This window comes from Haloarcula sp. H-GB5, assembly GCF_054850705.1.
In genome coordinates, this window is record NZ_JBTWBG010000001.1 from 1,073,493 (window position 1) to 1,099,542 (window position 26,050).

General features: G+C 64.6%; 27 protein-coding genes and 1 tRNA gene. 10 read left to right on the forward strand and 18 right to left on the reverse strand.

Going from position 1 to position 26,050, the window contains the following annotated elements; translation table 11 throughout:
* The first annotated feature begins 298 nt into the window (after positions 1-298).
* Both rnz and ACYJ11_RS05635 read left to right on the forward strand, forming a co-directional pair.
* Positions 299-1,234, forward strand: coding sequence for a ribonuclease Z (gene rnz / locus ACYJ11_RS05630; RefSeq protein ID WP_461647030.1), 936 nt, complete (start codon positions 299-301; stop codon positions 1,232-1,234).
* Positions 1,235-1,276: 42 nt separating this feature from the next.
* Positions 1,277-2,350, forward strand: a complete 1,074-nt coding sequence (locus ACYJ11_RS05635; RefSeq protein ID WP_461647031.1) for a Gfo/Idh/MocA family protein — start codon at positions 1,277-1,279, stop codon at positions 2,348-2,350.
* Positions 2,351-2,372: 22 nt separating this feature from the next.
* Here the strand turns inward: ACYJ11_RS05635 and ACYJ11_RS05640 are convergent, their stop codons facing one another.
* Positions 2,373-2,984 (reverse strand): DJ-1/PfpI family protein, encoded by a 612-nt coding sequence (locus ACYJ11_RS05640; protein WP_461647032.1) that lies wholly within the window; start codon positions 2,982-2,984, stop codon positions 2,373-2,375.
* 108 nt (positions 2,985-3,092) lie between these two features.
* Between ACYJ11_RS05640 and ACYJ11_RS05645 the strand changes: the two genes are divergently transcribed.
* Positions 3,093-3,971 carry a PhzF family phenazine biosynthesis protein gene (locus tag ACYJ11_RS05645; protein ID WP_461647033.1) on the forward strand — a complete coding sequence of 293 codons (879 nt, stop codon included), beginning with the start codon at positions 3,093-3,095 and terminating at the stop codon, positions 3,969-3,971.
* A gap of 59 nt (positions 3,972-4,030) precedes the next feature.
* Positions 4,031-4,402, forward strand: a complete 372-nt coding sequence (locus tag ACYJ11_RS05650) for a VOC family protein (RefSeq protein WP_461647034.1) — start codon at positions 4,031-4,033, stop codon at positions 4,400-4,402.
* Positions 4,403-4,431: 29 nt separating this feature from the next.
* Here ACYJ11_RS05650 and ACYJ11_RS05655 read toward each other — a convergent pair whose 3' ends face one another.
* The 4 genes from ACYJ11_RS05655 to ilvA all read right to left on the reverse strand — a co-directional run bounded on the left by ACYJ11_RS05655 (position 4,432) and on the right by ilvA (position 7,959).
* Positions 4,432-5,910 carry a polysaccharide biosynthesis protein gene (locus ACYJ11_RS05655; protein ID WP_461647035.1) on the reverse strand — a complete coding sequence of 493 codons (1,479 nt, stop codon included), beginning with the start codon at positions 5,908-5,910 and terminating at the stop codon, positions 4,432-4,434.
* 347 nt (positions 5,911-6,257) lie between these two features.
* Positions 6,258-6,339 (reverse strand) — tRNA-Ser (locus ACYJ11_RS05660).
* A 29-nt stretch (positions 6,340-6,368) separates the two neighbouring features.
* Positions 6,369-6,572, reverse strand: a complete 204-nt coding sequence (locus tag ACYJ11_RS05665) for a hypothetical protein (protein WP_461647036.1) — start codon at positions 6,570-6,572, stop codon at positions 6,369-6,371.
* Positions 6,573-6,747: 175 nt separating this feature from the next.
* Positions 6,748-7,959 (reverse strand): threonine ammonia-lyase, encoded by a 1,212-nt coding sequence (gene ilvA / locus ACYJ11_RS05670; RefSeq protein WP_005537038.1) that lies wholly within the window; start codon positions 7,957-7,959, stop codon positions 6,748-6,750.
* Between the two features lie 287 nt (positions 7,960-8,246).
* Here ilvA and ACYJ11_RS05675 point away from each other — a divergent pair, with 287 nt between their 5' ends.
* Complete coding sequence (locus ACYJ11_RS05675) at positions 8,247-9,878, forward strand: potassium channel family protein (RefSeq protein WP_461647037.1); 1,632 nt, start codon at positions 8,247-8,249, stop codon at positions 9,876-9,878.
* A 155-nt stretch (positions 9,879-10,033) separates the two neighbouring features.
* On the opposite strand, the gene citZ is transcribed toward ACYJ11_RS05675, so the two are convergent.
* Entirely contained in the window at positions 10,034-11,179 is a 1,146-nt protein-coding gene (gene citZ, locus ACYJ11_RS05680) for a citrate synthase (protein WP_461647038.1), read from the reverse strand.
* A gap of 233 nt (positions 11,180-11,412) precedes the next feature.
* On the opposite strand from citZ, the gene ACYJ11_RS05685 reads away from it, so the two are divergent.
* Entirely contained in the window at positions 11,413-12,636 is a 1,224-nt protein-coding gene (locus tag ACYJ11_RS05685; protein ID WP_461647039.1) for a potassium channel family protein, read from the forward strand.
* Positions 12,637-12,643: 7 nt separating this feature from the next.
* Here ACYJ11_RS05685 and ACYJ11_RS05690 read toward each other — a convergent pair whose 3' ends face one another.
* Positions 12,644-12,895, reverse strand: a complete 252-nt coding sequence (locus ACYJ11_RS05690) for a DUF7536 family protein (RefSeq protein WP_461647040.1) — start codon at positions 12,893-12,895, stop codon at positions 12,644-12,646.
* A 99-nt stretch (positions 12,896-12,994) separates the two neighbouring features.
* Between ACYJ11_RS05690 and ACYJ11_RS05695 the strand changes: the two genes are divergently transcribed.
* Together ACYJ11_RS05695 and ACYJ11_RS05700 are read left to right on the forward strand one after the other, a co-directional pair.
* Positions 12,995-13,951 (forward strand): succinylglutamate desuccinylase/aspartoacylase family protein, encoded by a 957-nt coding sequence (locus tag ACYJ11_RS05695; protein ID WP_005537033.1) that lies wholly within the window; start codon positions 12,995-12,997, stop codon positions 13,949-13,951.
* Positions 13,952-14,225: 274 nt separating this feature from the next.
* Positions 14,226-15,290 (forward strand): pyridoxal-phosphate dependent enzyme, encoded by a 1,065-nt coding sequence (locus ACYJ11_RS05700; RefSeq protein WP_461647041.1) that lies wholly within the window; start codon positions 14,226-14,228, stop codon positions 15,288-15,290.
* On the opposite strand, the gene ACYJ11_RS05705 is transcribed toward ACYJ11_RS05700, so the two are convergent.
* From ACYJ11_RS05705 to ACYJ11_RS05715, 3 genes are all read right to left on the reverse strand, one after another.
* A complete protein-coding gene (locus ACYJ11_RS05705) occupies positions 15,287-15,490 on the reverse strand; it encodes a hypothetical protein (protein WP_188975463.1) in 204 nt (67 codons plus the stop codon). The genes ACYJ11_RS05700 and ACYJ11_RS05705 overlap by 4 nt on opposite strands.
* A 56-nt stretch (positions 15,491-15,546) precedes the next feature.
* Complete coding sequence (locus tag ACYJ11_RS05710) at positions 15,547-15,753, reverse strand: hypothetical protein (protein ID WP_461647042.1); 207 nt, start codon at positions 15,751-15,753, stop codon at positions 15,547-15,549.
* A 117-nt stretch (positions 15,754-15,870) separates the two neighbouring features.
* Complete coding sequence (locus ACYJ11_RS05715) at positions 15,871-17,136, reverse strand: TiaS agmantine-binding domain-containing protein (RefSeq protein WP_461647043.1); 1,266 nt, start codon at positions 17,134-17,136, stop codon at positions 15,871-15,873.
* 130 nt (positions 17,137-17,266) lie between these two features.
* Here ACYJ11_RS05715 and ACYJ11_RS05720 point away from each other — a divergent pair, with 130 nt between their 5' ends.
* Positions 17,267-18,235, forward strand: a complete 969-nt coding sequence (locus ACYJ11_RS05720) for a transcriptional regulator (RefSeq protein WP_170096730.1) — start codon at positions 17,267-17,269, stop codon at positions 18,233-18,235.
* A gap of 58 nt (positions 18,236-18,293) precedes the next feature.
* Here the strand turns inward: ACYJ11_RS05720 and ACYJ11_RS05725 are convergent, their stop codons facing one another.
* A complete protein-coding gene (locus ACYJ11_RS05725; RefSeq protein ID WP_004590529.1) occupies positions 18,294-18,542 on the reverse strand; it encodes a glutathione S-transferase N-terminal domain-containing protein in 249 nt (82 codons plus the stop codon).
* An 85-nt stretch (positions 18,543-18,627) separates the two neighbouring features.
* Entirely contained in the window at positions 18,628-19,179 is a 552-nt protein-coding gene (gene pyrE / locus ACYJ11_RS05730) for an orotate phosphoribosyltransferase (RefSeq protein ID WP_461647044.1), read from the reverse strand.
* Between the two features lie 87 nt (positions 19,180-19,266).
* Between pyrE and glmM the strand changes: the two genes are divergently transcribed.
* Entirely contained in the window at positions 19,267-20,646 is a 1,380-nt protein-coding gene (glmM, locus tag ACYJ11_RS05735; RefSeq protein WP_461647045.1) for a phosphoglucosamine mutase, read from the forward strand.
* On the opposite strand, the gene ACYJ11_RS05740 is transcribed toward glmM, so the two are convergent.
* The 6 genes from ACYJ11_RS05740 to ACYJ11_RS05765 form a co-directional block, all read right to left on the reverse strand.
* Positions 20,631-21,782, reverse strand: a complete 1,152-nt coding sequence (locus ACYJ11_RS05740) for a DUF7118 family protein (RefSeq protein ID WP_461647046.1) — start codon at positions 21,780-21,782, stop codon at positions 20,631-20,633. The two genes, glmM and ACYJ11_RS05740, sit on opposite strands and share 16 nt — an antisense overlap.
* The gene (gene hisI / locus ACYJ11_RS05745) at positions 21,782-22,144 is read right to left on the reverse strand and encodes a phosphoribosyl-AMP cyclohydrolase (protein WP_005537018.1); all 363 of its coding nucleotides are present in this window, start codon (positions 22,142-22,144) and stop codon (positions 21,782-21,784) included. The genes ACYJ11_RS05740 and hisI overlap by 1 nt, the downstream gene beginning before the upstream one ends.
* A 47-nt stretch (positions 22,145-22,191) precedes the next feature.
* Positions 22,192-23,220, reverse strand: coding sequence for an A24 family peptidase (locus tag ACYJ11_RS05750; RefSeq protein ID WP_461647047.1), 1,029 nt, complete (start codon positions 23,218-23,220; stop codon positions 22,192-22,194).
* 102 nt (positions 23,221-23,322) lie between these two features.
* Entirely contained in the window at positions 23,323-23,712 is a 390-nt protein-coding gene (gene fer1 / locus ACYJ11_RS05755) for a ferredoxin Fer1 (RefSeq protein ID WP_004959486.1), read from the reverse strand.
* Between the two features lie 125 nt (positions 23,713-23,837).
* On the reverse strand, positions 23,838-25,046 hold the full coding sequence (locus tag ACYJ11_RS05760) for an inorganic phosphate transporter (RefSeq protein ID WP_461647048.1): 1,209 nt from the start codon (positions 25,044-25,046) through the stop codon (positions 23,838-23,840).
* Positions 25,047-25,112: 66 nt separating this feature from the next.
* Positions 25,113-26,033 carry a hypothetical protein gene (locus ACYJ11_RS05765; protein ID WP_461647049.1) on the reverse strand — a complete coding sequence of 307 codons (921 nt, stop codon included), beginning with the start codon at positions 26,031-26,033 and terminating at the stop codon, positions 25,113-25,115.
* Between the last annotated feature and the right edge of the window lie 17 nt (positions 26,034-26,050).

Sequence of the window (26,050 nt, forward strand, 5' to 3'; positions counted from 1 at the left end):
TTCAGAAAAACATAATAACTTGCTAAGCCGATCCCTGTGACCGCCGAATCAGGAAAGTGAGACTGAGCGATACGTACTCGCTGTTAAATTGTTTTGCTGGTGATTAAGCTCTCGGCAAAGACGAGCGCGAGATGGCGAGAAACGTCGGAAAGCGGCCGTTATTTCCGCCCAGTACGAATAGCCATGTCACTACTAGACACACAAAGACCGTCGTAGCGACCCGCCTAAACCAGACGAAGAGTGCTACTGTGACGACGCCCTTTCGACACCGGTTTACCCGTCGACAGTAGAGGATGCGATGACTATGCGCGTGACGTTTCTCGGGACGAGTGGGGCCGTGCCGACGACCCAGCGCAACACGAGCAGCATCTTCGTCAATCGCGACGGCGACTACCTCCTCTTCGACTGCGGCGAGGGCACACAGCGACAGATGATGCGCTACGGCACCGGCTTCGCTATCGACCACCTGTTCGTCACGCATCTCCACGGCGACCACGTACTCGGGATTCCGGGACTCCTCCAGACGTGGGACTTCAACGAACGCGAGCGGCCGATCGCCGTCCACACGCCGGCGGGCACGCGCGGGAACATCAAACAGCTCATCCAGGCCAACGGGACGACCCCCTCGTTTCCCGTCCGCATCAACGAAGTATCGGCCGGCGACGTAGTCCTCGACCGGTCGGAGTACGAGGTTCGGGCAATCGAGACGGCCCATCGCTGTGCCAGCGTCGGGTACGTCCTTGACGAGGACGACCGGAAAGGGAAGTTCGACCGGGAGAAAGCTGAAGCGGAGTTCGGCATCCCACCGGGGCCAAAGTACTCCAAGCTCCACCGCGGTGAGGCCGTCGAACACGAAGGTGAGACTATCCAGCCGGAAGCTGTCGTCGGTCCGGCCCGCCCCGGTCGGCGATTCGTCTACACCGGCGATACGCTGCCGACGGAGAGCGTCATCGAGGCGAGTGAGAACGCGGACCTGCTCGTTCACGACGCTACCTTCGCCGAGGACCGGAAGGAACGGGCGAAGGCGACAGCGCACTCCACTGCCCGGGAAGCCGCCGACGTAGCGCGACAGGCCGGCGCGTCGACGCTGGCGCTGACGCACATCTCGACGCGCTACGCTGCGAGCGCCGACCAGCTAGTCGACGAAGCCCGCGACGCGTTCGACGGCGAAGTGGTGCTCGCGGAAGACGGAATGGAGCGCCGCGTGGAGTTTCCGGACGCGGACGAGTACTGATGAGATAGTGCAGCATTTATTCGTTGAAGCAATAGCGGAGCCATGACATACCGATTAGTCCACGTCGGTCTGGGTGGCCAGGGCTCTACCTGGGCGACAGACGCGATTCCGCCGAACGTCCACGACGACCGAATCGAGGTCGTCGCCGCAGTCGATACCGACCCGGAACGGCACGAACTGGCAGAGCAGGAACTTGGCCTGTCGCCCGAGGAGTGCTACACCGACCTCGAAACCGCGCTCTCGGAGCGCCCGGCCGACATCTGTTCCATCGTGACGCCGCCGTCGACCCACGAGGCCGTCGTGGAGACGGCACTCGCCCACGACCTGCATATCATCTCGGAAAAGCCGATTGCTGACACGCTCGAGGCGTCGGTCCGCGTCGCCGAGAAGGTCGACGAGGCCGGCAAGAAGATGGGCGTCACGATGAGCCACCGGTTCGACCGCGACAAGGCGACGTTCCGACGGGCCGTCGAGGAAGCCGGCGACATCGATTATCTGACGGCCCGATACACGGGCAACGTCCGCGAACGCGGCTTCTACGCCGACTACGTCTACGAGATGGACGATATGCTCCTGCTCGACGGCGCAATCCACCACCTGGACATCCTCGCATCGCTGGCTGATTCACCCTGCGAGCGGGTGTACGCCGAGACGTGGACGCCCGAGGAGGCCGACTACGACGGAGACTGCAGCGGCCTCGTGACGCTGCATTTCGCCGACGGGACCCGCGCCCAGTACGAGGGTAGTTACGCCAACGCGACGACGCTGAACGGCTGGGGGCACGAGCAGTTCCGCGCCGAGTGTTCGGACCAGACGGTCCTTCTCGATCGCCGCGATGTCGAGCGGTTCCACGCTGACGCGTACGACACCGGGAACTTCGAGAGCATCGGTAAGGGTGACGGCGAAACGGTGCCGCTAGCCGAACGGCCCCACTGGAAAAACGCCTGGCTCATCGAGCAGTTCTGTGACTGGATCGACGGCGGCGAGCCGATGCCGACGAACGTCGACAGCGTCCTCCAGTCGATGGCCATCGTCTTCGCCGCCATTGAGAGCAGCGAGACCGGCGAGGCCGTCGATGTGCAGGCGCTGCTCGACGACGCCCGCGCGAACGCCTGAGACGCCCGTCCGCCGAGCGCTCTTATGCCGAGTCGCCGCTGAAGATATCGCCGCGGGGCTCGTACTCCATCTCTTCACAGACAGCGGCGGCCACGTCCGCGCCCCACTCGCGTTCGACGAGGTGGACGGCGAGGTCCAGCCCGGACGTGACACCGCCACAGGTCAGAACATCGCCGTCGTCGACGACCCGGGCGTCGACCACCGTCGCGTCAGTCGCCCGCAGGTCCTCGATTGCGCCGCCGTGTGTCACCGCCGGCCGACCATCGAGCAAGCCGGCCCGGGAGAGCACCATGCCACCGGTACAGACGCCGGCGACGGTCGCGCCGCGGTCGTGTGCCGCCGCGACGGCCTCGGGTAGCTCCCCGCGTTCGGTTTCCGTCCAGACGCCGGCTTCGCTCCGGTCGTTCCACCCGCCGCCGGCCACGACAAGCAGGTCCGGGGTCACGTCGGCGAGCGGGCCGTCCGGTTCGACCCGGAGCCCGTGACTCGCGGTGACCGTATCCGAGTCACGTACCGACCGGAGCGTCACATCCCACGACGCACCAAAGCGCGCCGCGTTCTCGAACACCTCGTAGGGGCCGATGGCGTCCAGTTCGTCGAACCCGTCGAAACAAGCGATTGCGACAGTGTCCATGCCCCCGACACGGCTGACGGCGGCAAATAGCCCGGTGATTGTGCGTGGCTCGATACCATCCGACAGGTATCCGGAGTGTTCTTTGGGGACGCCACCGAGCGAACAGGTATGTCCCACCCGTTCCACATCGTCGACGTGTTCGCACAGGAGCGATACGCCGGGAACCAACTCGCCGTCGTGACCGACGCCGGCGACCTCCACGAGGACGAAATGCAGGCCATCGCCGCCGAGATGAACTACTCCGAGACGACGTTCGTCACCGGCGAGCCGACCGACGGTACGTGGCCGGTCCGCATCTTCACCCCCGCCGCCGAGATACCCTTCGCCGGTCACCCGACCCTCGGGACAGCACAAGTCATCCGGGACCACCTGGCCGGCGGGAACCCTGAAACGGTGACGCTGGACTTGCCCGTCGGTGAAGTCCCGGTCGAAGTGCGAGAGCGCGACGGCCGCGAGACCCTGTGGATGACACAGCAGGCCCCGGAGTTCGGCGAACAGTTGGCCCACGAGGACCTCGCCGCTGTGCTTGGCTTATCGGCGTCGCAACTGGACCACGATTGGCCGGTCGAAATCGTCTCCACCGGGCTGGCGACGATTGTCGTCCCGATGGACAACCGCGATGCGCTGGAAGCCATCGATCTGGATCGGGACGCCTACGACGCCGTGACCGGCGACCGAGACGCGAAGAACGTTCTGGCGGTCTGTCGAGAACCGCGGAGCGACGACAACGACCTCGCCGTCCGCGTGTTCGCGCCGTTCTACAACGTGCCGGAAGACCCCGCGACTGGCTCCTCGAACGGCTGCCTGGCCGCGTATCTCGCCCGCCACGAGATGCTCGGAAGCCCCGCCGTCGAGGCCCGCGTCGAGCAGGGCTACGAGATGGGGCGACCGTCACTGCTACACCTCTCGACTGACGGCAGCGGTGAGGATATCAGCGTCCGGGTCGGGGGCAGTGTCGTTCCCGTCGCTCGCGGCGACCTCCTGTAACTGGCCGCGATAGCCGCGTTACCGGCACACTCATTTCGCCCCGTCCACAACGCCGCGGCATGGACCTCGCACACACTGCTATCTGCGTCTCGGACCTCGACCGTGCGATGGCGTTCTACGATGCGCTGGGCTTCGAGGAGACGAATCGATTCACGCTCGACGGCGTCGAGAACGTCTACCTCGGTCGGGACGGCGACGGTGACCTGCAACTGCGCCACGACCCCGACCGGACCACCCCAGTCGCGCCGAACCGCGCCGACGTGGACCACATCGCGTTCACCGTCGACGATGTCGAGAAAACTTTCGAGACGGCCATCGACGCCGGCGCTGCGCCGGTGCTCGAACCAACTGAAGTCGACGCCGCCGACGCTTTCGCCGCCTTCGTCGAGGACCCCGAAGGGTACACGCTGGAGTTCTACCGCTGGCTCTGAGCCGCGGCGGCAGCGACGAACAGCGGCGCTCACCCGAACAGAGAGCGGGCGCGACTGCGCCACAGCGTTGCCGTCCGAACAGCGACGAGCCTGGCCGGTGTTGACACGGCAACGAGGAAGCCACCGAAGCCGACGAGACACGTCACAGCGGCCACGCTGGCGACGGCAATCGGGGAGAAGCCAGTGCGCGTGAGGCCGGCGACCGCGCCGGTCGTGAGTGCGAACGAGACGCCAAGGCCGACAGTGAGAGATGCTGCTACCCGCGGTTCGAGCGGAATCCGTCCGAAGACAGACTGGGAGTAATAGAGGACGTACCCAAAGATGACTAAGTTCATCACGCCGTACCCGGCGGCCCCAGCAAGGGCCCCGAACTCCGCACCGAATATCGCTGGGACCGGAACACTGAACGCCAGTCCGTAGAGCTTCGTGCGGAAGCTCACGCTTGGTTTTCCGATACCTTCTATGGCGTGTGATGTAAGCGTCCAGAAGCCACGGAGGATGTTCACACCCCCGACGAGCAGGACAGTCGCCGAGAAGACGCCCTCCGAGCCGGCGAAGGCGATCCGCGCGACCACGTCGTGTGCAGCCAGCAAGTAGCCAAAGACCACGAAGGTGATGCCCGTCCCGCCGGTGACTGCACCGTCGAGATAGGCGAGCTGTGTGTCGCCGGCGGAGGAGTCCCCGCTGACCTTCGTGAGCAGCGGGGAAGAGAGATGCCAGGAGATCGTCGCGCCGAAGTCGGCGAACCGGTCGGCGGCCTCGTAGATACCGACGGCCGCTGGCGTCGCGACGACGCCCAGCACGTACACCGGCATGTTGTACGACAGGCGGTCGAAAATCTGGTCCGGGATGCTCCACTTGGCGAAGTCCCAGGCGCGCTCGACAGCGTGTCGGTCCGGGAGGGTCGGGACGACACCCAGCGCGACGGCGACAGGACCGAGCACCGCCAGCCGGACGCCGGCGACGATCAGCAACAGGTCGACGGCGCTCGCCAGTGTCGGGGCCAGCGCCAGCAAGATGACGAGTTGGATAGCGCTCTGCGTACTGGTGAGCCATGTCTCCACGCTCGGATAGCCGATGGCACCGACCAGACTCGACACAATCATCGACAGCGCGACCGAAACCGCAAACAGGCCGATTGGGGCGAGCAGCCCCGTTGAAATCACCGTGTTCCGGACGATTATACCGCCCAGCGCGGCCACGATCACACCGACGATGAGGAGATATCCGAGGGCAAACAGCGCCGCCAGACCGAGATACGGGCCGACGAGCTCCCCCCGTTCGCTGCCGACCTTCTTCAACGCCTGGCTGATACCTCGAATCGGACGCAGGACCAGCGAAACAGAGAGGGCGATGAAAAAATACGTCCCGGTCGCCGCAGGCGACGTAACGAACGCGTAGACGATGCCGCTGAGAACGAACAGCGTCGTTGATACCAGCGCTCCGCTGGTCGTCCGAATCGAGGAGTCCAGCAGGTCTATCTCGTCACCGTCGCGCTGTTCGACCATTGGCCGAGTATCAGTACCGGGGCGGCAAAACGGTACGGTGGTTCGGCGGTGAGAGACGCACCAATGTGCCAGAAGTGGACGCTCCTCACTCGCAGTCAGTCGCAGAAGACGCCGCTCACGGCTCACTTCGTTCACCGTTCGCGTTCTCCGAGGTTCTCACGTCGTTCGAACCTCGCTACGCCAGGACTGGGATTTGAACAGATGGTAGACGTTCCGGGCGTGTGGCCTCCACTTCGTTCGGCCGTTCCGGGGCTGCGACTACCGTGCTCAAATCCCAGTCGTCAGCGTTTCACGACTGCTGGCTCGGTCGTCGCTGTCGCTCCTCACTCACAGTCAGTCACAGAAAACGCCAGGACTGGGATTTGAACCCAGAATCCCGAAAGGGAACACGCTTTCCAGGCGTGCGCCTTACCGTTCGGCCATCCTGGCTCGTACTTCGAGAGTGTGAGGGCGGGCGATTAAGGGCTTTCGTTTCCGAACAGCCGGGGTTGCATACGGTATGATGCGAGTGTCGCCCCGACGCCGACCGCCATAGCCACACCAGTTTTGGCCGATACCGACACCGGTGCCCCGGCCAGCAGTTCGTAGCCCTGAATGAGAACCAGAAACGCGAGGCCCCCGACAACGCCCCACAGGAGGCTGGCCTTTGTTCGTGGGTCCATCAGCGTCCTCCGCTCCGTGCTGTTGTCTCGGCAGGTACTGTCCGTGCGGGCCGTCCCATACACGAAGCGGTGGCCGCCGCGGCTAAAACCCCGCCGGAATCAGCGCAGGACGATGGCGAGAGCCTGCATCAAGAGGAAGCTGACAGCAGGAGAGCCGCGACGCGGCTGCTTCGGGTCAGACGAGTACGTCGACCTCGTACCCCTCGTCCGTGAGCGCGTCAATGAGTTCATCGACGTGGTCGTGGCCGCGAGTCTCCAGGTCCAGTTCGACCTCGGCCGAACTCATCGCCACATCGCGACTGGTCCGGTCGTGCTCGATGCCGTAGATGTTGACCTGCTCGCGTGACAGGACCTCGACGAGTTCCTCCAGCGCGCCGGGGCGGTCCTGAAGGACGGTTCGGATTTTGAGATAGCGGCCGGTCTCGACGAGGCCACGCATGATGACGTTGGTCAGCATGTTCAGGTCGATGTTTCCGCCACACAGCGCGGGGACGATCGTCTCGTCGTCCTCGAAGTCGAACTTCTCCTCCATGACGGCGGCCAGCGCGACGGCCCCCGCGCCCTCGGCGAGCGTTTTCGAGCGCTCTAACAGCGTCGTCAGCGCGACAGCGATTTCGGAATCCGACACCGTCACAACCTCGTCGACGCGCTCGCTGATGACCTCGAACGTCTGCTCGCCCGTGGTACGAGTGGCGATGCCGTCGGCGATAGTCTCGACGCTGTCGCGCTCGATGCGGTGGCCCTTCTCCAGGGATTCCGCCACGCTGGACGCCCCCTCGGCCTGCACGCCGATGACGCGGATGCGTTCGTCCTTGCCTTTGAGCGCCGTCGCGATGCCGCTGATGAGCCCGCCACCGCCGATAGGGACGACGACCGTGTCTACGCCGGGGAGGTCCTCGTATATCTCCAGTCCGATGGTCCCCTGGCCCGCCATCACTTTCTCGTCGTCGAAGGCGTGGACGTAGGTCCGGCCCTCCTCGCGCTCGAGTTCGTGGGCGTGTTCGGCGGCCGCGTCGTAGTCTCGACCGTGGAGGACCACGTCACCACCGTAGCTTCGGGTCGCCTTGACTTTCGAGACCGGGGCCCGTTCCGGCATCACGATCTTCGAATCGACGCCGATTCGCGTGGCGGCCAGTGCGACCCCCTGGGCGTGGTTGCCGGCGCTCGCAGTGACGACACCAGCCTCCCGTTCAGCATCTGAAAGCGACGCGATACGGTTGGTCGCACCCCGTATTTTGAACGACCCCGTGCGCTGGAACAGTTCGAGCTTGAGATGGATATCCGCGCCCGTCATCGCCGAAAACGTGTGCGAGTAATCAAGCGGTGTATGTCTGGCCGTCTCGGAGACGGTGTCCTGTGCCGCGAGGACATCCTCAAATGAGAGCATGGGAGTGGCTATTCACCGGACCATGTTATACTGTGGGCCGACTATGCAGTCTCGACAGGTGTTACAGTCGCAACTACACGGGTAGTGGCCTGAAACGGAAAGGGGGAGCGTGTGACTGCACGCGGGAGAACGAACGCGATTGACTTAAATCCCGTCGTAGCGCGGTGAAAGTGAAAGTGCAAGACAGCAACCGGACAGGGTTGCGCACCGCTACTGCTCGTCACGGGAAGCGACCGTCGGCTAGCCGGACAGAACTGTTTTACACTCGGTATCCCAGAACGTAGTAGATGGATACCTGGCTGCGACGGACGCTAGTGTATATCGTCGCGCTTGGCGGCATTATTCTGGGGTATGCGTTCGCATACGACTACGGAATGGCGGCGTTCGAAAACGACCCGCAACCGTTCCTGCGGTCGCTTCGCGTCGTGGTCGAAACGTTCACCACGACCGGGTACGGCTCGGACGCCCCATGGAGTACCACGGAGATGCGGCTGCTCGTCATCGTGATGGATATCACAGGCGTCGTGCTCATTTTCCTCGCGCTGCCGGTGTTGCTGTTTCCGCTGTTCGAAGAGGCGATGGCGACGAAAGCCCCGAACACAGTCGAGAACAGCCTCAGCGACCACGTCGTCATCTGTCAGTTCTCCCCTCGCGGTGAGACGCTCGTCACCGAACTCGACACCTGGGACGTCGACTACGTCATCGTCGAACCTGACCGGGACCGGGCCAACGACCTCTACGAAGACGGGTACTACGTCATCCACGCCGACCCGCAGTCCGTCGACGGGCTCGAACGAGCCCACCTGTCGTCCGCCCGGGCAGTCGTGGCCGACGCGTCCGACCAAGTGAACACCAGTATCATCCTCACCGCCCGCGAAGTCGACGAATCCGTCCAGACTGTCAGCGTCGTCAAAGAGCCCGACCGCGCGAAGTACCACGACCTTGCCGGAGCTGACGCTGTCCTGTCGCCGCGTGGCCTGCTCGGCGAGAGCCTCGCAAGCAAGGTGACGACCGGCGTCTCGACGACACTCGGGGACTCGATAGAGATCGGTGAGGACTTCGACATCGCCGAACTGCCGATCCACCGCGGGAGCGACCTCGTCGGAACGACGCTGGCCGACAGCGGTATCCGCGAGGAAACCGGCGTCAACGTCATCGGCGCGTGGTTCCGCGGCCAGTTCGTGAGTCCGCCAGACCCCGACGCCGAACTCGACGGCAGCACGGTCCTGCTGGTCTCGGGAACCGAACGCCAACTGGAGCGGCTCAAGGAGATGACCCTCTCCAGCGTGCGTGGCTTTCGCCGCGGGGAGACGGTCATCATCGGTGCCGGCGAGGTCGGCCAGACGATCACGTCGGCGCTCACGAACGCCGGGGTACCGCATACGGTGCTCGATCAAACCGACGGGACCGGCGTCGATGTCGTCGGCGACGCCACGGAGCCCGACGATCTGCGACACGCTGGCGTCAGCGCCGCCAGAACGGTTATTCTCGCCCTATCGGAGGATACCGACACCGAATTCGCGACGCTGGTTATCCGTGACCTCAACCCGGACGTCGAAATCATCGCCCGCGCCGAGGAAAGCGAGAACGTCCAGAAGATGTACCGTGCGGGCGCGGACTACGTCCTCGCGCTGTCGACGGTCAGCGGCCGGATGCTCGCCTCCACGATTCTCGAAGACGAAGACGTCATCTCGATGGACCAGCAGGTCGAGGTCATCCGCGTCGCTGCCGACGGCCTCGGTAATACGACAATCGGCGAAGCCGATATCCGTTCACGGACGGGCTGTACGGTGGTCGCTATCGAACGCGACGGTGCCGTCATCACCGACCTCGGCCCTGACGTGACTATCGAACCGACTGACAAGCTCGTCATCGCCGGCACCGACGACGGCGTGACGCGGTTCAAGTCGACGTTCTAACACCCACCGTTTGTAGCGTCGCCGCTCCCCAGTATGCGGAAAATATTCGGTTTTCACGCGGCCCGTCAGAGCGCTCTTTGACGGCGGTTCGCGCAGTGAAACCGCTCACGGCCACGGGAGTCACGGGCTACGGACGACTGACAGCGGTCGGGCAGCTATCGCTCGTCCAGCGGCACGAACTCCGTCTCGTCGGTGTTCTTGCCGACGTAGCGGGCGCGCGGGCGGATCAGACGGTTATCCTCGATGTACTCGAAGACGTGGGCGACCCAGCCACCGACGCGGGACATCGCGAAGATGGGGGTGTAGATGTCGATGGGGATGCCCATCTGGTAGTACGTCGACGCCGAGTAGAAGTCGACGTTCGGGGCCAGTCCCTTCTCTTCCATGAGGTAGTCCTCGATGGTGGTCGACATCTCGTACCATTTGAGCGTCCCGGCGGCCTCGCCGAGTTCCTTCGAGCGCTCGCCGAGAATCTTCGCGCGCGGGTCCTTGACGTTGTAGACGCGGTGGCCGAAGCCGGAGACGCGGCGGCCCTCGTCGAGGGCGTTCTTGACCCAGTCGAGCGGGTCGGATTCGGCGTCGTCGACCTCCCTTAGCATCTCCATAACATCCTGATTGGCCCCGCCGTGGAGCGGCCCTTTCAGGGTCCCGATGGCAGAGGTGACTGCGCTGTGAACGTCCGACAGCGTCGACGCCGTCGTGATAGCCGAGAACGTCGAGGCGTTGAGGCCGTGGTCGGCGTGGAGCACGAGCGCCTGATCGAACACATCGGCGAGCACGTCGTCCGGTTCCTCGCCGTTGAGCATATACAGGAAGTTCGCGGCGTGGTCGAGGTCGTTGCGGGGTTCGACGGGCTCCTTGCCGTCGCGGATACGAGTGAACGCCGCGATGATGGTCGGGATCTTGGCCGTGATCCGCCGCCCAGTTTCGAGGTTGACCGTCTCGTCGGTCGGTTCGGCGTCCTCGGGCGCAGGGTCGAACGCCGAAAGCATCGACACCGCAGTCCGGAGCGCTGCCATCGGGTCCTCGTCCGCTTCGGCGAGCTGTCGCACGGTCGAGATGACGTCGTCGTCTACGTCGCGTGCCGCCACCATCGCCTGCTTGAACTCGGAGAGTTCGTCCCGGTTCGGCAGGTGGCCGTGCCAGAGCAGGTACAGCACCTCTTCGTAGCTGGCACCCTTCGCGAGGTCCTCGATGGTGTACCCCCGATACACGAGTTTGCCAGCGTCGCCGTCGATAACGCTGAGTTCGGACTCGGCGACGATGACACCCTCGAGTCCCTTCTTGAGGTCGTCGGACATACGCAATCAGTTCCCTACCTTCCGGGAAAAACATTTTCTTTCTGAGCGTGTGTGGCACAATGTCAGGAACCGTTATTGGACGACTGTCCAGCTGATTACCGGTCTATCTGCGTCTATATCCCAACGTAGCACCCACGCTGGTATGCAAACGGCCAATCACGGCTGCTAGCGGTCCGCGCTATCTCGCCACACGGTGAGGAACGTTTTTGCTCGGGGCCATCGAACCGGCGGCTATGGACCCGACAGGGACGGTCGAGTACGAACCGGTCAGCGTCAAGCAGGTGCTGGCCGAGATGAAAGACACCGCCGAGTTGCTTATTGACCTCTCGTACTCGGCCGTTCTGCTGGGTAGCGACGACGTGGCCGCGGAGGTGCTGGAATTAGAGGAGAAGATGGACGTGCTCCAGTTGCGCGCACGCATGAGTCTCCTGATGGCCTGCCGGTCGACAGCGGACGCGGAGTCGCTCGCGCCAGTCCTGGGGATGGTCGGGGCCGCCGAGAAGATCAGCGACGCGGCCGGTGATATCGCCAAAATAGTGCTAGAGGACATCGGCCTACCGGATACGATGCGGGCGGCCCTGCCCGAGGCCGTCGAAACACTCGTGCGGGCGACGATCGGTTCAGGCTCTCCGCTAGCCGATGAGACGTTGGGGAGCCTGAATCTCGAAACCGAGACGGGTGTCCGGGCGCTGGCGATCCGTCGGCAGGGGAACTGGCTGCTCAACCCCGACCGGGAGACGCGCCTCGAAGCGGGCGACGTGGTGCTGTTCCGGGGGCCCGAAGACGGTATCGCCGAAGTGTATCAGAACGCGACGGGCGAAGTGTACGAACCACCGGAGCCCCGGGAAGGTGGCGTCCGCGACCTCGAACGGGCCGTCGACTCCATCGTTCTGATGAAGGACATGGGTGAGTTAGCTGTCGACCTAGCTTACGGCGCGGTCCTGTTCGACAGCACGGAGGTCGCCGAGGAAGTCGTCGAACTCGAAGCCGAGGTCGATGCGCTGCAGTCACGGTTCGAGGCCTGGACGCTCCGGGCCGCCGCCGACATCGACGACCCAGTCTCCCTTCGGGGCCTCGTCCATCTGGCCCGGTCGACGGAGGTCATCTCCGACGCTGCACTGGAGATGAGCGAGGGTGTCCTGCGGGGACTATCGACACATCCGGTCGTCGCCGAGGCCGTACAGGAGTCCGACGAGATCATCGTCCGAACGACGGTGTACCCCGATAGCGACCTCGCCGGGGCGACCATCGGTGACGCAGAAGTCAAAACGGCGACGGGTATGCGGATCATCGCGATACGGCGCGGCGCTGGAGAAAGCGAGCGGACCGGACGCGAAGGGGGCGACTGGGTCGTCTCACCGGGTCCGGAAACGCAGATCCAGACGGGCGACGTGCTTATCGCAAAAGGGACTCGAACCGGCGGCGACCGGCTTACCGACCTGGCTAAGGACACGTAGCGGTCTGTTACCGCCTTGCGAGTCGCACGGCCGATACAGCAGTGAACAGCGCTGTCAGCAGCCCGCCAAGCGATGTCACAAGGACGAACGAAAGCGCCACGTAGAATCCGATCGGCCGCTGCGCTCCCGGCAGGACGAACAGAGCGAACAGCCCCGCGGTGAACAGGCCAGCGAGTACAAAACCGATTTTCGCGTTGCGTGGCACGTTCAGTGCCGCAACCATCGCCGCTTTGCCGCTCTGTGGCTCGGACTGGGACACACCGGCTGGTAGGGTCGGCGGCCCCAAGATGCCGTCGGTCCGGCGCAACTGTTGGCGAAATCCGAACCAGTAAAGGCTCCCAAGGCAAACGTGGGAACAATGGTTACTTTCGGTACGGCGACCGCCGCTCCCGGTGAGAAAGACACGGGGCGGCTGGAGGTCGGTGAGACCCGCGATGGGTCGACGTTCGGGCTACCGGTCGCCGTCGTCAACGGTGTCGACGACGGACGGACGCTCTACATACAGGCGGCCAGCGACGGCGACGAACTGAACGGTGTCGGCGTCATCCAGCGGACACTCCCGCAACTCGACCCGACGGAACTGTCCGGGACGATTCTGGTCTGTGGCGTCGTCAACTACCACGCGTTCCAAGTTGCCGAGCACCGCAATCCGGTCGACGACACGAAGATGAACCGGGCGTACCCGGGCGACAAGACAGGCACATCGAGCGAGCGCATCGCCGCGGCGACGTTCAACGCCGCCATCAGCGCCGACTACGTCCTCGACCTGCATCAGGGGTCGACCTCGCAGATGATCGACGAGGTGCGGGTCCGGTGTGGCACCCGCCATCGCCTCCACGAGGAGTGTCTCGAGCTCGCGAAAGTGTTCGGCTGCGGCTACATCCTCGATCAGAAAGGCCCCGACGGGCAGTTGGCCCGCGCCGCCCCCGACGAGGGCGTGCCGACGATCGACCCGGAACTCGGCGGCTGTGTCGGCTGGGACGAGGACTCCATCCAGCGGGGCGTCGACGGTGTGTTCAACGTACTGCACTACTACGGCTTCCTCGATGGCCACCACGATACGCGCCCCCAGACCCGCGCCACCGGGTTCGAACAGTACGGCTCTCCCGTCGGCGGCCTCATCGACCTCAAGCCAGACCTCGGTGACCGCGTCGCCCGCGGCGAGACGCTGTTCGAAGTGACCGACGTGTTCGGCGAGCCGAAGGCCGAAATCACTGCCGACTCAAGCGGCGTGTTCTGGCGTGCCCGCCGGCTCCCGCAGGTCGCAACCGGCGAGTACGTCTGCTCGGTGGGGACGAACATCGATACCTACTAACCACTTTTTACTTCGGAGGGTGTCCTCGGCCGCGATGCGGCCTGTGGGCACCCCCCCTCGCAAAAACTTGGGAAAAACGCGGGACCTCGCTTCGCTCAGTCCCGTGAAACGCGGCGCAAAGCGCCGCGTATGCCCGCTCACAGACCTGCCTTTCCCCGTGGCGGCCGACGGAGCGGCCGCCCGGCCCGCCGTGCGCTCCGCCGCGGCCGCAGACACCGACGACTGCGGCCGAAGATGTCGCCGGTTTTTGAACGGTCGGTGCCCCAGTACCTCTATGCGCACCTGTAGCGTCTGCGACCGGGAGTATCCGCGTGAGAAGCCCTGGCGGTGTTCCTGCGGGGCACCGCTCGATTACGCCACGCAGCCACTGCCCGATAGCCGACCGGAACAGTTCTCACGGACCACCGGCGTCTGGGACTTCGATGAGTTCCTCCCGATGGACGAGCGAGTCAGCCTCGGTGAGGGCTGGACGCCGCTGGTCGACGCACCCGGGTGGGACGCCAGCTTCAAACTAGAGTATCTCCACCCGACGGGGAGCTTCAAGGACCGCGGCGCGGCGACGGTCATCGCCGAAGCGCTCGAAGTCGGGGCCGACCGCGTGCTCGAAGACTCCTCGGGCAACGCCGGGCTGGCAGTCGCGTCCTACGCGGCACGGGCAGGTCTGGACGCGGAGATATACGTCCCCGCGAGCGCGAAGGACGCGAAAGTTCGCCGCATCGAGCGGACCGGCGCAGACGTGGTCCCAGTTGAGGGGAGCAGAGCGGCCGTAACCGACGCCTGTATCGACGCCGTGGAGAGCGGGGCGGGCTGGTACGCCAGCCACGCCTGGAACCCTGCCTTCTTCGCCGGGACGGCGACGGCCGCCTACGAAATCGCCGCCCAGCGTGACTGGACCGTCCCGGACGCCGTCGTGACGCCGCTCGGTCATGGGACACTGTTTCTCGGCCTCTATCGTGGATTCCGGGCACTGGAGCAAGCCGGGTGGACAGACACCATCCCGCGCATACTTGGAACGCAGGCAGTCGGGTACAGTCCCATCGCCGACGAGGACGGGAGTGGTTCGGACGACGCTGCCGCCAACGACCTCGCCGACGGGATTCACATCCGGGACCCGCCGCGCGGCCGGCAAATACGGCACGCTATCGATGAGACCGATGGGGCCGCCGTCGCCGTCTCCGCGGTGGCAACGGCGCGGGAACGTGATCGGCTCGGTGCAGCGGGGTTTCACGTGGAACCGACGTGTGCGACGGCGACAGCGGCGCTGACCCAGTTCAGAGAGCGGGGAGAACTCCAGGACGGTGACGACGTAGTTGTCGCGTTGACCGGACGAAACGACTAACGCATTAGCAGCGTCGAAACCGGGAACTCGGCATCGACGGAGAGCCACTGCTCCTCAACGTCTGCCGTGTCGACATCCGGGGCGTAGCAGATGAGTCGCTCGCTGCCGTCGGGACGGGAGCGTACCACGGCAGGCAGCGTTCCCTCGTCGGCGTCAGTCGCCGCCGTCACCTCGCTCGTCGACCGGGTATCGGAGTCCATGTCCCGATTCACGACAGGTGTTATTATTGTTACCAGTCGATTATCGGGCGTAAGGACTACTGAACGTCGTCGAGAGAGATGAGAAGGTCCGACGAAACAGCCAGCCAGTTCGCTTCCAGTTCGGAGCCCGTGCTGCCGGGCGGATACAGGATCGAGCGCTGGCCGCCACCCGCAGCCGGTTCGTGTTCGATAGTCAGTAGCTTCTCGGCGACTTCGCCGTCTGCCGTATTTCGCTGCTGGGTATCCGACCTCTCAGTGCTCATGGCCACACATAACGGCATATCAATATTGTTATCCGTAGTCTAAATCGAGGTATATCCCCGTATTACCGGAATATTCGTGGTGCTTACTCACCGGTAGCCGGTTCGAACCGCTCCGTCTCAACGAGATGGGTGGGTAGGTGCGTCGAACCCGCCGCGAACCAGCGGCTTCGCGATGTGGCGGCGCGCGACCGGCGGCACTTCGTACCAGCCGCGTTCCAGTCCCCGCTCAATGGACTGTTCAGTCTTGCCGTCAGCGCTGGTCCCGCAGTCCCGACACCGATAGCCCTGGTTCCGGCCGGCGGATTTCATCGACCGGCCACAGCCCGGACAGTCCGGCGTAACGGCTTCCGTCCGAACGAGTTCCCGAACCGCGAACTTCTCCAGTTTGAGCGTCCCGTCGCTCACTTCGCCACACGCGGTGATTCGGTCGCCGACCCTGAGCGATCTGACCCGGTCGCGAAAGCCCTTCGTCGGCTCGAAGGCCGCACAGTCGAGGGCCGCACCGTCGCCTTCGAGGGTGAAAAACACGTGTCCCCCCGCCCGCGTCTCCGGCGTTTCGATCACGTCGCCGGTGACGCGGTAAGCGCTGTCGGCTGTGACTGCGTCGACAGCGGCGTCCTGTAGATGCACGTCGGTCCCCTGGTTCGTCACGAACGTCGCCCGGCGAGCGATGGGCTCGCTATTGATTGCATCCGCGACGGCGCGACAGGCGTCGGGGTCGTCACCGCGAATACCGTAGAGAATCGGACAGGGTGTCCGCGGCACACAGACCGGATACCCCGACTCTCGGTCGACAGTGTCCCACACGTCCGGATAGTACTCCTCAGCCGCGGCGCGGACGCTCTCGCCGTCGACCGACCGCTCAGTGCCCCACCGGTCTTGCTCCCGGTAGGCGATGTGTTCGTACGTCCAGTCCGATAGCGCGGCCCAAGCTCCAACCGCCGCGAGCGCGCCGACGAGTCCGCGGCCGTTGCCCCGCTGGCAGCGGGCGAACCCGACCACGTCAGCTAACGTCGTCGCGGCCATCGGGTCCTGTATCGACTGGATTGTCTCACGAGAGAACGTTGCGACCTGCGGCGGGACGTCTTCGGGGTCGCAGTCGGCGACGATCGCGCCGGGGTTGGTCCGTGGGTCGTCGGTTTCAGCCATGTCGAGTGTGTCCTCGGCCAGTCCAAGCACTGTGTCGGCGTCGAGGTCCGTATGCACCGCCAGCGCCGCGTTCCCGCGGGTCTTGTGTTCGACGGCGGGGTTCAGCCGGACGAGAAGCAGCCGCTCGACGGTCCCCCCAGCGTTCCGTATCGACTCGGCGAGGGTCGCGGCGGCGTAGGTCGTGCACATTCCTCGTTCGCGCGAGTCCGTATCATCGAGGCCGACGACGGTCACGCTACGCTGTAGCCCCGAAGCAGTCAAACGCCTTTCGTCACGCCCAGCCTCGATTCAGCCTGAGAGGAAACGGACGGCGCAATACATATAATGGGTGAGCGGGCTAGACTCAGTAGAGGTACAGAGTACTATGTCACGGTCGGCGCTGGTGGAAAACGTCATGGCGATGCTCGAAGACGCTGGCTTCCTCGTCAGCGACCGCTGTGCGATTCGGCCGAAGAGTTTCGACATCGCTGCCCGTCGCGGTGAGGACGTGTTGCTCCTGAAGATACTGGGCAACATCGACGCCTTCGATGCACAGACCGGAGGCGAGATGCGGCGACTGGGCACGTATCTGAATGCCACCCCGATCGTGATCGGCCTCCGAACGCGCGACGAGGAGCTGAAACCCGGTGTCGTCTACTTCCGGCACGGCGTCCCCGTGCTGTCGCCCGACACCGCGATGGACCTGTTCGTCGAGGAGGTCCCGCCGCTCATCTACGCCGCACCGGGTGGACTCTACGTCAACATCGACTCCGAGATTCTCGCCGACGTGCGCGAGGACCGTGACTGGTCGCTGGGCCGCCTGGCGAAGGAACTGGGCGTCTCCCGGCGGACAGTCTCGAAATACGAGGACGGGATGGACGCGTCCGTCGAGGTGGCCGCCGAACTCGAAGACCTGTTCGACGCGCCGCTGACCTCGCCGGTGAGCGTCCTCGAAGGCGCCGAAGAGGTCCGAGACGACGAGCCGACACCAGACGACCCCGATGTCGCACCGGAGGACGAGCCGATTGTGACGGTGTTCACCCGTATCGGCTTCGAGGTCCACCCGACGGACCGCGCGCCGTTCAAGAGCGTCAACGAGAGCGAGGACGAGCACGGGCAGGTCCTTGCCGGCCATTCGGCGTTCACCGAAACGGCCGAGAAACGGGCCCGAATCATGTCCTCAGTCGGCGAGGTGACCCGGACCCGGTCGGTGTACGTCGTCGACGAACTTCGGCGAGAGTCTGTCGAAGGGACCGCGCTCATCGAGAAAGAGGAGATGGAGAACATTGAGGACGCCATCGATCTGCGCGACCTGATTATGGAGCGTGGCGAGGACCGCGAAGAGGTCGCCTGAGCGGTCGCTTACCGTCGTTGCTGCCAAGTGAAAACGAGAACCACCGCAAGCGCCGGGTTTACTGCCCGTATGTCTCTTCGAGATACTCGACGATGTCGTCGGATTCGGGCATCCCGTCGACGCCGTTGTCCTTGTCGACGAGAACCGGCACGCCAGTCTGGCCCGAAACCTCCTTCACTTCGGTCCGCTCGCCGTGGGACCGCGGAACCATGTGTGATTCGTAGTCGAGGCCCAGCTCGTCGAGTTTCTTGATTACCTTTGCACAGTACGGACAGCCTTCGAGTTCGTAGAGTTCGAGATTGGCCATTGCACACATGTGTAGGCGAGCCAGCGTCAAGAACACATCGGTGGTGTGTCCCGGCTGCGCAGGGGCGAAAGCGTTCCGGCCAGCGCTACACGTCGATGTCGTCGGGCGCGTCGGCGAGCAGGTCAGAGGCGGTCACGAGCGACGACAGTTCGAGGTCGTGGTCGGCGAGGTTCTCGCTGGCCCCTTCCTCGCGGTCGACGACGACGAGCACGCGGTTGACGACAGCGCCGGCCTCGCGGAGCGCCTCAGCGGCATCGACCGCGCTCTGGCCGGTCGTCGCGATGTCTTCGAGGATGATGACCTCCTCACCGTCGGTCAGGTCCCCTTCGATTCGGTTGCCCGTTCCGTACTCCTTGGCCTGCTTGCGGGCGATGACGTATGGAATGTCGGTTTCGACACTGGTGACCGCGACCAGCGGAACTGCACCGAGGGCGACACCGGCCAGCGTGGCGTCCGTGTCCCACTCGGCGATGCGCTCGGCGAAGGCCCCGGCGATGAGGTCCAGACAGTCGGGGTTGGTCTCGAAGACGTACTTGTCGACGTAGTAGTTCGACGTGCCACCGTGGGAGAGTTCGAACTCTCCGAATTTGACGGCGTCAGCGTCTCGCAGCGCCGTGATGAGTTCGTCGTTTGCCATTACGCTTACTGCACGGTCACGGGGCTAATGATTGTTGAATTCGGACAGCGACATTCCTAAGCCCCTCCGCATCAGACACTCGCTCGAATGCAAGTGTTCGGGTCGAGTGGCGTCCGGGGTGTCGCGGGCGACGAGCTGACACCGCGGTACGTCCTTCGGGTTGCACAGGCCGCCGGGGACGTCTGGCGTGACGACCACGACCGCGTGGCAATCGCCCGGGACACGCGGACGACCGGGCGGACGTTCATCAACGCCGCGACCAGCGGCCTGACGACCGTTGGGTTCGATGTCGACCGGCTCGGCGTCGTGCCGACACCTGGGTTGCAGGCCTACTGCGAGCGCGAGGGAGTTCCGGGCGTGATGATTACCGCGAGTCACAATCCGGCCGCGTACAATGGTGTGAAGCTCATTGGCGCGGACGGTGTCGAACTGACACGGAGTACGCTCGACCACGTCGAACAGTCGCTCCGAGACGACACTCCAAACTACGCGGACTGGGAGACTGTCGGGTCCGACACCGCCATCGACAGCGCTCGCCGCCGATACCGCGAACAGGTGCTTGCCGCCGTCGACCGCGACCGCATTGCCGACGCCGACCTCACCATCGTCGTCGACTCCGGCCACGGTGCCGGCTCCCTCACGAGCCCCGACCTGTTCCGCGAGCTCGGCTGTGAAGTCCACACCGTCAACAGCCAGCCCGACGGTCACTTCCCCGGCCGCGACCCCGAACCCGTCGCCGAAAACCTCGAAGACCTGCGGGCGTTCGTTCGCGCGACCGACGCCGACCTCGGATTCGCCCACGACGGCGACGCCGACCGTGGGATGTTCGTCGACGAGACCGGCACACACATCGAAGGCGACGCCGCGCTGGCCGCGCTCGCGGCGGCGAAGATCGAGTCCGGCGACGGCGTCGTCTCGGCGGTCAACGCCTCCCAGCGACTTGTCGACGTGGTCGAGGACGCCGGCGCGACCCTCTCACTGACGCCTATCGGCTCGACGTACATCGTCAGCCGCATCCGCAAACTGCAAAACGAGGGGACCCACGTCGCGATTGCCGGCGAAGGCAACGGCGGCATCCTCTTCCCCGACTACCGCATCGCCAGAGATGGCGCGTTCACCGCCGCGAAGTTCCTCGAACTCGTCGCTGACCGGCCTGCAAGCGAGGTTGCTGCGGACTACGACGACTACTACAACGTCCGTCGGAACCTCGAATACGAGACCGAGGAAGAGCGCGAATCAATGCTCGAAGGTATCGAGGCCCATGCGAACGAGGCGACGGCCGACCTCGATACGACAGACGGCTACCGCCTCGACTACGGCGACGGCTGGGTACTTGCCCGACCGTCCGGGACGGAGCCCGTCGTCCGCGTCTACGCCGAAGCGCGCACGCTCGACCGCGCCGAAGAACTCGCCGAGACGATGGTCAGCCGGGCGACCCAGCAGACGAATACCTACAGCGACGAATAAGTTTCCAGCGCGTCCTCGATAGCTGCTCTGGCCTCACGGGCAGCCGACAGTTCTTGCTCGACAGCACCGCTTGCGAGTCGTTCGCGCTCCGTTTCTGTGAGTTCCGAGCGAGCGACGGCGCTCTCCCGGAGTCGCTCGTAGTCGTCTCGCTCTGCGAGTCCACGCACGTCCCGGAGTGCCGCGACGACCGACTCGTCGGCGAACCGGGCGACGACCGAGCGGTACTCGCGGCAATACCACGGCAGGGCGTCGGCCGCCGGCGGCGGCCAGTCGATCCGCACCGGTTCGGCGTCGAGCCGCCGAAGGTACGTCTGTCGGGTGGCGACGGCGCTCCGGAGCGCTGCGGCGTCGTCGACGTAGTGGTCCAGTTTCGAGGCGGAGTAGTCGGCGTACTCCAGTAGTTTCGGAATCGGCTCGGTCCCGGCGTCGTGGCCGCGGACGTATGTCAGCAGCTCCGAGGGCGGGGACTGGAACTCGACGAGCGGGTACGCGTCCGCCCGTTCGATGACGGCCAGAACGTCTCTGGCCGGCGTGTTGCGCCTGAACTCGGTGAACGCCTCGGTGACGGCGTCGTTGTAGCGCTCGATTGGCTCACGAAGACGCTCGACCGGCGCGTCGAGGTCGGCGTCGCCGAGCCGCTGGAGGCGTTCGAGGTCGTCGATGCGGTCGCGCAGTTCGTCGCGCCGACGGTTCGCAACGGTCCGGGCTTTCTTGTACTGCTCACGCGCGTCGTCGAGTTCGTCCAGTCGCCCGACGAGGTCGCCGATGGGGGAGAGCATCTGGCGGGCCTGCTCGAAATCATCCTCGGTGAGCCGCCGTTGCTGGAGGAAATCGTCGATTTCTTCGAAGGTCTCCCGTTCGGGCAACTCCTCGGGGAGGTCATCGGTCAGCGTCCCGACCTGACCCTGAAACTCCATGAACGCCTCGAAGTCGCCACCACCGGTCGCCCGGCCGTCGTAGCTTTCGAGCAGGTTCCACAGTTCGCGGTAGATCTCACGGCAGTCACGGAGTGCGTCCGCGCCGATTTCCTCGACGCGTGCCTGTGCCCGGGCGTACGCGTCGGCGGCCTGTTCGAGTTGCTCCACGGCGTCGGGGGGTCCCGCGCCGCTTTCGATCTCAGTGTCAGGTCGCACCATCAGTACACATTGTCGGGGTCAAACACTTGCTCACCGACCGTCTCGCCGTCGACAGTCCGGTGGAAGCAGGACTCGTAGCCGGTGTGGCAGGCGCCGCCGGTCTGGTCGACAATATACAGCAGCGCGTCCCCGTCGCAGTCGACCCGCACTTCTTCGACGGCCTGTGTATGGCCGCTCGTCCCGCCCTTGTGCCAGAGTTCGTCCCGGCTCCGCGAGTAGTAGTGGGCTTCCCCCGTCTCGCGGGTCTTCCGAAGCGCTTCCTCGGTGACGTAGGCGAGCATGAGTACCTCACCGGAGTCGGCGTCCTGAGCGACCGCCGGGATGTACTCCTGCTCGTCGAAGGCGAGGTCGACATCGGTCATACTCGGGCCGAGGCGTGTCCGCAAAATAGGTCTTCTGCTGTCAGGAGTCAGGCCAGCCCGACCGCCTGCAACAGCGAGAACAGCACGTCGCCGTAGGTGAGCGAGACGACCAGTCCGGCGAACATCGGGACGAGGAACGGAATCCCCGGCGAAATCCACACCTCGTCCTGTTCGGCAAGCACATCCAGCCCATCACGGAGCTGAGCCGGCGACGTGCCGTATGCCGAGTGGTCGATGTCCGCGAGGAACCGCTCGGCACCCCACGGATCGTCGATCTGGTCGGTGGCGTCAGTCACTGCTTCCGTCGTGGCATCGTCACCACGACCGCTTGTCCCGTCGCCGGCCACCGGGTCGCCGCCGTCGGTCGCCAGCGAGCCGTCGCCGGGGTCGTTCGGGACCCGCGGCAGCGAGGTCGGGAGCCGATGCTGTTCGGGGTCGGCACGGATGTCAGCGAGCGAGCAGCCGCGCCACTGGAGGTACATCCGGAGCGCGTCGAGGTCAAGGCCGCCGCGGTCGAACCCGGCGGGCGATTCGAGCAGCCGGCCGTACTCCTCGGTGACGTTGGCGGCGGCGACGGGGCGCCCGATGAACATCGCCAGTGAAAAACGACCCCGGGCGAGGTTCCCGGCGGCGACGGCTAGCGGGTAGACGACGCCGGCAAGCACGGTGTTCGAGAGCACTGTCAGCGAGAAGACGCCGATAGCGGTCTGCTGAAGCGGGAGGGCGGCGCTTGGCATGGGCAGATAGTACACCGGATAGACAGGAAAGAGGACGGCGACGAGCATGAACGCCTTCGCGTCAGCACCGCCGAAGCCGCCGATGAGCCAGAAGCCGTACGACAGCGGAATGACGAAGCCGAGACTGATCGCGACTCTGATGAAGAACAGCCGCTGGCCGACCGCTGTCGGGCCGGCCCAGACGGTGTAGGCGTCCCACAGCAGGAGGACGACCGCCAGCACGGCAAGCGGGGTCCAGGTCCGGTTCGGCACCCGGCGGGTTTTCACGTCGCGGTAGGCCGCCCACCCGAACACCGGGACGGCGACCAGCCGAAGCAGGTCCGGTATCGACCCGAGCACGGCTATACGCAGTACAGCGGTACCCCTAATGGTTCCGGTACGACGGCTGTCTGACGCAGTCGCTGCTGGAAGAAGAAAGTGTAGTGCGCTGCAGGAGCCGCGTTAGATGACGCGGTTCTGCAGGTAATCGAGGTGCTTGGCGTTGTAGACGATCTTGACCTCGTCGGCGTCCGGGCTGCCGATACAGGTCAGGCGAACGTTCTTGTCTTCGACTTCCTCGTCGCTGAGGATCTGCTGCATGTCCATGTCGATGTCGCCTTCGAGAACGATGGCGGCACAGTTCGCACAGGCACCGGCGCGACACGAGAAGGGCCAGTCGTAGCCCTGTGCCTCGGCGGCTTCCAGGATGTACTCGCCTTCGTTCACCTCGAGGGACCCGTAGTCCTCGTCGTCGAGGTCCATATCCGACGCCTCTCCGAAGACGTCGTCGTCGTACATGTCCCAGCCGTTATCGTCCACTACTTCGTAGTTAAGGTACTCTACCGTGGGCATCACCTGATTGGTTCGAACCCCGCCCTGTTAGACTTTGCCCTTCGGTTTTAGGCCGTGCAAAATAATGAGGGACAACGCGGGGATTCGTCGAGAACTGACGGCAGTTGTTCGGGGCCGATTATTGCTCAGGCGATCGGCAGGAACTTGAACACCAGATAGGCCGCGAGCGTCGCAATCGAGGGGACGACATTCTGGAGGAAGATCACTCTGGCAGTGGTCCCGGGTTCGAATAGATCCGACGCCGACGGGATGTCCTCCCGCGATTCCTCGCCGATGGGTTCGGTCTCGGCCGGCTTCGGCGTCCCTTTTTTTCCGCCGACGGTTGGCGCATCCGCGGCCTCCGCGTCGGTGGTCAGCGCGCCGACAGATGCGACGGGTGCCTCACCCTGCACAGTGTCGGAGAGGCTCGTCGTTCGCGTTGCACGGCCCCAGCCGAGCCCGACAATGCTCATCGTGGCGATGATGACGAAACTCGCCGGGATACCCAGCGCGGAGAGGAAGGTGACGATGGTGGAGGCGACTGCCGCGACGACGATTGCGGCGACCAGCGGGAGGTCGGTCAGGTCGTTGCCGACCGTGTCCATCGTCCGGCGGGCGATTGTAAACGCACCGAGTCCGATGGCACCGCCGCCGAGCAGGATAGCCGGGTACATTTCCAGCGAGCCGTTCCCGACGAGGGGGGCGACGGCGTTGGCGACGTTCGATGCGCCCGCAGAAAAGGCCATGTAACAGCCGATACCGATGACGACGACGGTTCCGACGAACTCCCGCTGTGTCGTGTTCTCACCGAGGCCGAGGCGAGGTATCGCGCCCGAACGGTCGACATCCAGTAGCGACCCCTCGCTCTGGGAGACAGCGAACCACTCGACGAGCCGCGGGTAGAAGTACCGGCCGATGACGCCGCTGACCCAGAAGGCGATGATTGGGGAGACAAGCCACCACGAGACGATTTCGAGCATCAGGGCGGCGTTTAGCGTCCCACGAGCGAGTCCGAGACCGGCGATTGCGCCGACGGCCGTCATCGAGGTCGACGCCGGAACGCCGACCACGTTCGAGAGAAACAGCGCGACGCCGATGAAAAACAGGACGACGATGCTGATGAGCGGCGAGAAGGCAGTCTCGACGAGGTCGCTGCCGAGGCTCTCGACGACTTCCGGCCCGACGATGAGTCCGCCAGCCAAGGCAAAGATAGTCATCAGGGCCGCCGCGGACAGTTTCGAAAGCGTATCTGACCCGACTGCAGGCCCGAACGCGACACCCGTCGAAGATCCCCCGATATTGAATCCGACGAAGATGGCCACCAGAACACCGAGTGCAAAGAGGACTTCGACCATACAGGTGCCAGTCCCTCACTGGGTTAAAACGTACCGAACAGGTTATTCATCACGTAGCGGCTGCTGCTACGGCGATGGCTCGTCAGAGCCCTCGTCGTCGGTGTCGGCCTCGCCGGCCTCGTCAGCAAGGTGCTCGTCGTCGGCCGGCATCGTCTCTTCGACCTCCGCCGCGGTCTCCTCGACCTCGCTCGCCGTTTCCTTGGCCGCTTCGACCTCGTCAGTGACGGATTCGGCGGTCTGTTTCGCGTCGCTGGTCTTGTCCTTGACCTCCGTGGTCTTGTCTTTCACTTCGGTCGTCCTGTCTTTCGCTTCCGTCGCCTTGTCCTTGACCTCAGTCGTCTTGTCTTTGACTTCCGTTGTCTTGTCCTTGACTTCGGTCGTCTTGTCCTTGACCTCGGTGACCTTCTCGGCGGCGTCTTCGTCGCCGGTCTCGGTCGCAGTCTGTTCGACTTCGTCGGCCGTCTGCTCGACCTCCTCGGCTGTCTGTTCGACCTCGTCGACGGTTTCTTCCACCTCGCCCGCGGTCTGTTCCACCTCGTCGGCCGTCTGCTCGACTTCGTCCGCTGTCTGCTCGACGTCCTCTGCAGCCTCGTCAACCGTTTCAGCGGCGTTTTCAACCTCGTCGGCGGTCGTCTCTAGCTCCTCGGCAGTCGTCTCTAGTTGCTCGGCTGCCTCTTCGAGTTCAGCGGCTTTGGTAGCGACATCCTCGTTTGTCCGCTCGAGAACGTTCGCGAGGACGAGGAACTGCAGCAAGCCAACAACGACGAACGCTGAAATAGCGATGCTCGCAGCGGTCGCAAGTAGTGACTCCGTGCCAGCACCGAGCGGCAAAACACCGAACGCGGCCAGTCCCCAGGCCAGCGCCAGACCGACAGCGACGACCAGCACGGCCTGTTCGAAGAGTTGGTATTCGCGCTCGTACCGCCCAAACATGATCGCTTCGAGCCGACGGGCGAGCGGTGTGAGGACAGCTGTTGCCAGAACCATAGCTGACCTTTCCTATC

What these genes read in the sequence shown, in the direction of transcription:
- ilvA (WP_005537038.1), bottom strand. Translation starts at nt 7,959, where the DNA reads ATGCTCTCATTTGAGGATGTCCTCGCGGCACAGGACACCGTCTCCGAG.
- pyrE (WP_461647044.1), bottom strand. Translation starts at nt 19,179, where the DNA reads ATGGCAAACGACGAACTCATCACGGCGCTGCGAGACGCTGACGCCGTC.
- hisI (WP_005537018.1), bottom strand. Translation starts at nt 22,144, where the DNA reads ATGACCGATGTCGACCTCGCCTTCGACGAGCAGGAGTACATCCCGGCG.
- ACYJ11_RS05720 (WP_170096730.1), top strand. Translation starts at nt 17,267, where the DNA reads ATGTCACGGTCGGCGCTGGTGGAAAACGTCATGGCGATGCTCGAAGAC.
- ACYJ11_RS05705 (WP_188975463.1), bottom strand. Translation starts at nt 15,490, where the DNA reads ATGGACTCCGATACCCGGTCGACGAGCGAGGTGACGGCGGCGACTGAC.
- ACYJ11_RS05700 (WP_461647041.1), top strand. Translation starts at nt 14,226, where the DNA reads ATGCGCACCTGTAGCGTCTGCGACCGGGAGTATCCGCGTGAGAAGCCC.
- ACYJ11_RS05635 (WP_461647031.1), top strand. Translation starts at nt 1,277, where the DNA reads ATGACATACCGATTAGTCCACGTCGGTCTGGGTGGCCAGGGCTCTACC.
- ACYJ11_RS05655 (WP_461647035.1), bottom strand. Translation starts at nt 5,910, where the DNA reads ATGGTCGAACAGCGCGACGGTGACGAGATAGACCTGCTGGACTCCTCG.
- ACYJ11_RS05640 (WP_461647032.1), bottom strand. Translation starts at nt 2,984, where the DNA reads ATGGACACTGTCGCAATCGCTTGTTTCGACGGGTTCGACGAACTGGAC.
- ACYJ11_RS05650 (WP_461647034.1), top strand. Translation starts at nt 4,031, where the DNA reads ATGGACCTCGCACACACTGCTATCTGCGTCTCGGACCTCGACCGTGCG.
- rnz (WP_461647030.1), top strand. Translation starts at nt 299, where the DNA reads ATGACTATGCGCGTGACGTTTCTCGGGACGAGTGGGGCCGTGCCGACG.
- ACYJ11_RS05725 (WP_004590529.1), bottom strand. Translation starts at nt 18,542, where the DNA reads ATGGCCAATCTCGAACTCTACGAACTCGAAGGCTGTCCGTACTGTGCA.
- fer1 (WP_004959486.1), bottom strand. Translation starts at nt 23,712, where the DNA reads ATGCCCACGGTAGAGTACCTTAACTACGAAGTAGTGGACGATAACGGC.
- ACYJ11_RS05675 (WP_461647037.1), top strand. Translation starts at nt 8,247, where the DNA reads ATGGATACCTGGCTGCGACGGACGCTAGTGTATATCGTCGCGCTTGGC.
- ACYJ11_RS05740 (WP_461647046.1), bottom strand. Translation starts at nt 21,782, where the DNA reads ATGGTGCGACCTGACACTGAGATCGAAAGCGGCGCGGGACCCCCCGAC.
- citZ (WP_461647038.1), bottom strand. Translation starts at nt 11,179, where the DNA reads ATGTCCGACGACCTCAAGAAGGGACTCGAGGGTGTCATCGTCGCCGAG.
- ACYJ11_RS05665 (WP_461647036.1), bottom strand. Translation starts at nt 6,572, where the DNA reads ATGGACCCACGAACAAAGGCCAGCCTCCTGTGGGGCGTTGTCGGGGGC.
- ACYJ11_RS05765 (WP_461647049.1), bottom strand. Translation starts at nt 26,033, where the DNA reads ATGGTTCTGGCAACAGCTGTCCTCACACCGCTCGCCCGTCGGCTCGAA.
- glmM (WP_461647045.1), top strand. Translation starts at nt 19,267, where the DNA reads ATGCAAGTGTTCGGGTCGAGTGGCGTCCGGGGTGTCGCGGGCGACGAG.
- ACYJ11_RS05760 (WP_461647048.1), bottom strand. Translation starts at nt 25,046, where the DNA reads ATGGTCGAAGTCCTCTTTGCACTCGGTGTTCTGGTGGCCATCTTCGTC.
- ACYJ11_RS05685 (WP_461647039.1), top strand. Translation starts at nt 11,413, where the DNA reads ATGGACCCGACAGGGACGGTCGAGTACGAACCGGTCAGCGTCAAGCAG.
- ACYJ11_RS05695 (WP_005537033.1), top strand. Translation starts at nt 12,995, where the DNA reads ATGGTTACTTTCGGTACGGCGACCGCCGCTCCCGGTGAGAAAGACACG.
- ACYJ11_RS05645 (WP_461647033.1), top strand. Translation starts at nt 3,093, where the DNA reads ATGTCCCACCCGTTCCACATCGTCGACGTGTTCGCACAGGAGCGATAC.
- ACYJ11_RS05710 (WP_461647042.1), bottom strand. Translation starts at nt 15,753, where the DNA reads ATGAGCACTGAGAGGTCGGATACCCAGCAGCGAAATACGGCAGACGGC.